Origin of the sequence: [Scytonema hofmanni] UTEX 2349, assembly GCF_000582685.1 — a bacterium.
Taxonomy (GTDB): domain Bacteria; phylum Cyanobacteriota; class Cyanobacteriia; order Cyanobacteriales; family Nostocaceae; genus Hassallia; species Hassallia hofmanni.
The window spans coordinates 4,209,924-4,216,089 of sequence record NZ_KK073768.1 but is presented as its reverse complement, the minus strand read 5'-3'; the positions used below and the strand labels follow the sequence as shown (position 1 = coordinate 4,216,089).

The following is a 6,166-nucleotide window of genomic DNA, read 5'->3' as shown; positions in this document are numbered from 1 at the left end:
TGGTTAAAAAATAATGCTGAAATTATGTTACATCTTCGCTGCCAATGGATAGCTGGAAGCTGGAATAATTTTTGTGATTCTATCTTAAATTCATTGATTAAGCCGAAAGCAGCTTAAAATATTTTATACCTTGATACAGGTTTTAATCGATTTGTTGCTGCAATTAATACCAAGTAATCAAGCTCTGTTGGAGATTTTTTTTAAAAATAATAGTCAAATGACTTGTCAGTAATCTTTTTGAGATATCTCATAAAGATCATTTATCCTGCCAATCAGTATGTTTAGTGCAAATAAAATCACTTTGTACTTAAATATTATTTTTAGCGATCGCACCTTTTTTGCCCCACCTCACCAAATCGCGTTGCTCCCTCTCCTACTGTAACAACAAGTCCACATCAGAAAGCTACAGATATGTGTCATCCTGTAGAATTGCGTCCTCTAACTATACGCGAATCTGCTGTTATTCAAACTTTTCCTGACGAGTGGGTTTTCTCTGGTTCAGTAAGTTCTAAATATAAACAAATCGGTAATGCAGTACCAGTTTTACTTGCAAAAGCAATAGGTGATTATATTTACAATTTGATTCAGGGAAATAAACCACAGGGCAAAAAAATGGTTGAACAATTGTCACTGTTTACTCATTCTTAACTTCTCCCTCACATTCTGCTTTGAACTCATCTATACTTTCAGGAAACTCACCATTTAGTAAATCATCGATTTCATCACTCATTTCCTTGGTGTAAGGAACAAGTTTAGAAGGATTTTTAATAGCATCCTTCATCAAAAAGTCAAGGAAAAGGCTCATCATAATACTTTCTTTCATCTCATAGCTTCGGTTTTAAGGGATAGAGCCGCTTACTACATTTAAGAGCGTTTATTTATGCTTATCTCCTTGTAAAAAATATTATAAATAGGACTTACGCACTTGTTACGAGAAAACAAGACTTTGAGATTGCTTCCTTGCGTCGCAATGACGGAAATGCGTAGTCCGTGCGTAAGTCCTGATAAAATCAAAAGTAAAAAATAAAGACAGGTAAAATACCTGTCCTAATTAAGTGATGAATTAGTAGAGAATTTAGAAATTCATCTCGGCAGCCTGAACTTTCTCAACCTGCTTTTTCTTCAGTACTAACAAAACTTGAGCTAACATCACCAAAGCGATGAATGCGATTAAGCCTTTAATTCTGCCAGCATCTTGCAGAACAATTTCAGCATCATCTTGACCAAATCCACCGACGTTCGGGTTATTGGTCAAAGCGTCACCAGACTTCACGATTTGTCCTTGTGAAACAAGCAATTCGGGTCCGACGGGAACCTTATCTACAACTGTTTCACCAGTCTCAGATTGGATGTTTATCAGATATTTAACGTTACCATCTTCATCTTCCTCTTGACCAATTTCGGTAATTGTGCCACTAGCGGAAGCGTTGTAAACGGTGTTGTTGCTCTTTTCACCAGTGGGGTAAACTTGTCCGCGTCCACGATTACCACCTACGTGAACTTGATATTTACCAAATCTGATATTCTTGTCAGTTGCGGGGTTGGGAGAAAGAACTGGGAAAACGATTTCTTGATACTGTTCACCGGGTAGTGGTCCGATGATGACAACGTTTTCTTTCTCTTCTGAGTAGGGTTGGTAGACTAAATCTTCAATTTCTTCTTTCATGTCCTCAGGGATGCGATCCTCAGGAGCAATCTTGAAGCCTTCTGGTAACATCAGTACAGCACCAACATTTAAGCCAGTTTTAGAACCATCAGCACCCACTTGCTCTAGGGTGGTGTCGTAAGGAATTTTTACTACCGCTTTAAATACGGTATCGGGTAATATCGATTGAGGAATTTCTACTTCCGTTGGTTTTGCCGCTAGGTGACAGTTAGCGCAAACAATGCGTCCTGTTGCTTCGCGGGGGGTTTCAGGGTAGGTTTCCTGTGCCCAAAATGGGTAAGCAGATGCTGATTGGGGAAGAATTAGATCGCTGGTGAAGAATAATGTCACAGTAGCGATCGCTATAAGCAATGTTTTTACCATCGCTTTAGCACTGCGAGTCAATCTCGCCGATGTAAAGGCATTTCTCATCTCAATAAGGACAACAATTCTAGAAACGAAGGTCAATAGTCAAGGGTCAATAGTCAATGGTCAATAGTCAATAGTCCAAGGATCTTTTACTTTGGACTTTTGGACTTTAGACTTTTGGACTATTGACGAAATAATTAAGCCCACCAAGGTTCTTCACCTGTGCGGAAGTCGGTTTCAGTCCAGGGAGTCAACACAATTGTGTCGTCATCTACTTTGCTATGAGCTAAAGCCAAAGACAGTGGTGCTGGACCTCGGACAACCTTACCAGTAGCATCATACTGGGAACCGTGACAAGGACATTTAAATTTGTTCTCAGCAACGTTCCAGGGAACAACACAACCTAAGTGAGTGCAGATAGCGTTAATACCGTAATCAGCGATCGCCTCTTTGCTTTCTACCACAATATAGGTCGGGTCTCCTTTGAGTCCTTGAACTAAAGTGCGATCGCCGACATTATGGCTGTCTAAAAATTTAGCTACGCTGACGTTGTTACCTAACTCGTCTTTTCCTATTGTCCCACCACCAGCACCGCCAGCAGAAACGGGAATAAAAAACTTGACTACGGGATACAATGCTCCCAGAGCCACTCCGGTAACAGTCCCGAAAGTGAGCAGATTCATGAATTGACGACGCCCCATATCGGGGACATCTGCTGATTCTGAAAATTGAGCCATAATCTCCGCGCTATGATTCTGTATTTTGTTAAGAATATTGACAAAAGTTACCATAATGTTAGTAGCTGTTGTCAGCATCGAAATGAATTGCGCTCCCGACGATGCCATACTTTTCTCTTCAAAGATATTTCTAGCATCTTTTGGTAGACATTACATTTCTTTATAGTCTTATCATACTGGAGTTACCGAACTTAACATCATAACTAAATGTAAAATATAATTGAAAAAAGCTATGACCGGACAAGAATTACGTCAACTGTTGCTTGATAAGTGGGGACGCTCATACGATGTGCAGTTGCGACGGACTCAGGGTAAGATATTTCTGCAAATAATGTGGAAATATCTTGAGCAAGTATCTTTTCCCTTAAGTGAAGCAGACTACCAAGAGCATCTCAATACTGTCGCCACTTACCTTAATGCCTTTGGTGGTACAATCCAAGTGGAAACTTTTATTACTCAAACTCGCGATCGTCCGCGACTTGGTAAGGCAGTTAGCATTCCTTTAGAACTGGGTGAACGCGCTTCGGAATGGTTAATTGATTAGTTTATCATTTAAATAACAATTCAAAATTTTAAATTCCAGAAATTTTAATACAGAGATTTTGAGGCTAATTACCTAAAATTCCAAAATTCTCCTGCCATTGCTTCAATCGTTTTTTCTAAATCTGGCAAATAGTTCTCAATTACATTCCAAACTATATTGAGGTCTACACTTATAGCGGTTATCGATTGAGTGAGGTACAACTTAACCTCACCCCGATAAAGCTGCGCTTTATCTCCCCTCTCCTTACTAAGGAGAGGGGTTGGGGGTGAGGTTTTAAGGGTGTACTTCACTCTTATTGGGAAATGCTATATTGTTTAATTCTATTAATCCAATCTCGAATATGAATCAGATAAACTAAACTATCTTTCCTAAATTGATAGCTTCATTAAATACTTTTTCTTTAATAAAATAATTTAAAGGAGTGGACTGAAAAAGACTGGAAACAAGACGAAGCAGGTTTCCATTAATTCAACTTCCGAAGAAGTTTAAAGTCCTTTACGCTGGTATCCTAATCGTTGTTTTGATGAGGTTTCCATTAATTCAACTTCCGAAGAAGTTTAAAGTCAAATTCATACCATGCTGGAACCAGCATATCCAATGTTTCCATTAATTCAACTTCCGAAGAAGTTTAAAGTTTGATTTTCTGTATATCTGCTGCTACCGCTCAAACGTTTCCATTAATTCAACTTCCGAAGAAGTTTAAAGACGTTTTGGTAGAAAGAGCAGGACTGAATTCACTTGTTTCCATTAATTCAACTTCCGAAGAAGTTTAAAGCTAAAAAAGAAGATAATGTTGAAGCAACCCCCAAATGTTTCCATTAATTCAACTTCCGAAGAAGTTTAAAGGCTTGGCTTCTGAAAGCCTTACCCTGTCCTAATTATATATAGCCAAATTCGCGGGGGGTCAAGATGACCTGTCAACAACCCTAGTTTATTGAGAAAAAGCCACCGAAAAAATATCTCAAACCCTTATCCAGAAAGCGATTCGCGGGGGGTAACGATAGAATAAGCATTTCAGCGATCGCCTACCCCCCGCAAATTTACATTTCTTTACATTCGTAGAGACGTTCCACCGGAACGTCTCTACAGTATGTGCGATCAGTCTGTCATGATATTTATTATTTCCCAACAAGCTTAACCAAACCGATACCACCGAAATAAAGTCCCAAGACAGCACCGGCTAAAAGACTTTGGGTAAAGGGATCTGTAGAAGGTGTGAGAATAGCTCCTAAAACCACCGATCCAATAATTACATAACGCCAACCAGAAAGCATTTTTTGAGAAGAAATAATTCCTAAAGCACCTAGCAACAGTTGAATCACGGGAATTTGAAATGCTAACCCGACGCTAAATAACAACAACAGCACAAATTCAAAATATTTGTCAATCGACCACAATTGCTCAACTACATCTGCACCATAGCTGATGAAGAAGTTCAAAGCGGCAGGAATCAGTAGTACATAAGCAAACAGTAACCCACCGGCAAATAAAACACTCGAACCCAACATCACGGGTATAAGCAAGCGTCTTTCCCGTCTGGTTAGTCCTGGGAGTACGAACTGGATAATTTGGTAAAGTATGAAAGGACTGGCAAGCACCAAACCACTGTAACCGGCAACTTTCACCGAGACAAAGAAATATTCTCCGGGAGCGAGTTGGAGAAATTTGACTCCGTGTGCTGGTATTTCCAAGAGCTGGACAATTGGTTTAACGGCAAGAAAACAGCCGATAACACTTACTGCTACAGCAATCAAGGCATAAAAAATCCGCTGTCGTAACTCCTCTAGGTGGTCGAAAATCGACATTTCGACCTCACCAGGCAATTCATCGAGAGGATCTGATTCTGGGTTGCCGTATCCTTCGAGGTCGATATCTGGGTTAGTTGAAGTGTCTAGGTCTTGTGAGGGAGTCATGAGTTAGAACAGCAGGCATCATTTGTTAACTATTTTATCTGGGGTGGCGGCTAGTACGATATTTTTTTTAGGGCGATCGCTCTTTTCGTCCGGTTGGATTAAGACTTAAAATGAATATGTGACTAGGAAGTTATATTGCAGGCATTGCCTACCCTAATCAGGGTTAGACTGATAATTATATATCAACGTCTCCAAATAAAAGCATTAATTATTAAAAATAAACATAATATAATGCTCAGTTTTAAACTCCGGTTTATCAAGGTGCTATCTACGGTAACGCGATCGGAAATTCTTAACTGAGGTTTGTATGAATAGGACAATTTTTATTGCCTTGATGGTATCATTACCTGTTTTCTTAGGTAATGTAAATTCTAGCTTGGCTGCTAATCGTGAAGTGCCGATATTACCGAATAATTTGTTGCTCAAAACTGGTTTGATTACTAGCAGTATCAAAGCTCAGTTAATACATTTAGTACCATTTCAACTATCAGCTAGAGATGACCAAACAGAAGATTGCCTTCGTGCAGGAGACTGTAAATATTGATGAGTAAGGATGTTGGTTGTTAGTAGGAAATACAGTAGTATTTCGATAGTTATGTTTATCTGCGTAAACTTACTTGCTTAAGCCTTTTGACTTGAAACTTAAGAGCGCTGAATTTAGTTCTTTTATATAGATTATTTTGTCAGGTCTTTTTGCATCTTTTTTCATTTATGGGACTCACTTACAAACTGCCAAATTACTTGATTTTTGAGAATTAAAGAGTCGCAGAGAATACGTAAGACCTATTTTTATGAGTATTTATAACTATAGCAGTTCCCAAGTGGATGAAGTACAGAACAAAACCTCACCCCCAACCCCTCTCCTTACTAAGGAACAAAAATTAAATAATATCATGTCCGCCAAATTACCCATAATAAAAGAACCCCACCCCCAACCCCTCCCCGCTTGCGGGGAGGG

At 39.2% G+C, this 6,166-nt stretch carries 7 protein-coding genes, 1 pseudogene and 1 CRISPR repeat array; of the genes and pseudogenes, 3 read left to right on the top strand and 5 right to left on the bottom strand.

The window, feature by feature from the left end; translation table 11 throughout:
* Positions 1-366 precede the first annotated feature (366 nt).
* Positions 367-648 (top strand): annotated as a pseudogene (locus tag TOL9009_RS0123935) (DNA cytosine methyltransferase); the annotation flags it as partial.
* On the opposite strand, the gene TOL9009_RS40290 reads toward TOL9009_RS0123935, so the two are convergent.
* From TOL9009_RS40290 to petC, 3 genes are all read right to left on the bottom strand, one after another.
* Positions 635-823, bottom strand: coding sequence for a hypothetical protein (locus TOL9009_RS40290; RefSeq protein ID WP_038296554.1), 189 nt, complete (start codon positions 821-823; stop codon positions 635-637). The pseudogene TOL9009_RS0123935 and the gene TOL9009_RS40290 sit on opposite strands and share 14 nt — an antisense overlap.
* Positions 824-1,075: 252 nt before the next feature.
* Positions 1,076-2,077 (bottom strand): cytochrome f, encoded by a 1,002-nt coding sequence (gene petA, locus TOL9009_RS0123925; RefSeq protein WP_029635241.1) that lies wholly within the window; start codon positions 2,075-2,077, stop codon positions 1,076-1,078.
* Between the two features lie 134 nt (positions 2,078-2,211).
* Complete coding sequence (petC, locus tag TOL9009_RS0123920; RefSeq protein ID WP_029635240.1) at positions 2,212-2,751, bottom strand: cytochrome b6-f complex iron-sulfur subunit; 540 nt, start codon at positions 2,749-2,751, stop codon at positions 2,212-2,214.
* A 232-nt stretch (positions 2,752-2,983) separates the two neighbouring features.
* On the opposite strand from petC, the gene TOL9009_RS0123915 reads away from it, so the two are divergent.
* Positions 2,984-3,295, top strand: a complete 312-nt coding sequence (locus tag TOL9009_RS0123915) for a DUF3067 family protein (protein ID WP_029635239.1) — start codon at positions 2,984-2,986, stop codon at positions 3,293-3,295.
* A gap of 68 nt (positions 3,296-3,363) precedes the next feature.
* Here TOL9009_RS0123915 and TOL9009_RS49615 read toward each other — a convergent pair whose 3' ends face one another.
* Both TOL9009_RS49615 and tatC read right to left on the bottom strand, forming a co-directional pair.
* The gene (locus tag TOL9009_RS49615) at positions 3,364-3,585 is read right to left on the bottom strand and encodes a ribonuclease HepT family protein (RefSeq protein WP_029635238.1); all 222 of its coding nucleotides are present in this window, start codon (positions 3,583-3,585) and stop codon (positions 3,364-3,366) included.
* A gap of 166 nt (positions 3,586-3,751) precedes the next feature.
* A CRISPR array of direct repeats spans positions 3,752-4,141; the repeat unit is 35 nt; unit sequence GTTTCCATTAATTCAACTTCCGAAGAAGTTTAAAG.
* Between the two features lie 272 nt (positions 4,142-4,413).
* Positions 4,414-5,208: a twin-arginine translocase subunit TatC gene (gene tatC / locus TOL9009_RS0123905; RefSeq protein ID WP_029635237.1), complete on the bottom strand. Its 795-nt coding sequence runs from the start codon at positions 5,206-5,208 to the stop codon at positions 4,414-4,416.
* Between the two features lie 307 nt (positions 5,209-5,515).
* Between tatC and TOL9009_RS0123900 the strand changes: the two genes are divergently transcribed.
* Positions 5,516-5,752 (top strand): hypothetical protein, encoded by a 237-nt coding sequence (locus TOL9009_RS0123900; RefSeq protein ID WP_029635235.1) that lies wholly within the window; start codon positions 5,516-5,518, stop codon positions 5,750-5,752.
* Positions 5,753-6,166 lie beyond the last annotated feature (414 nt).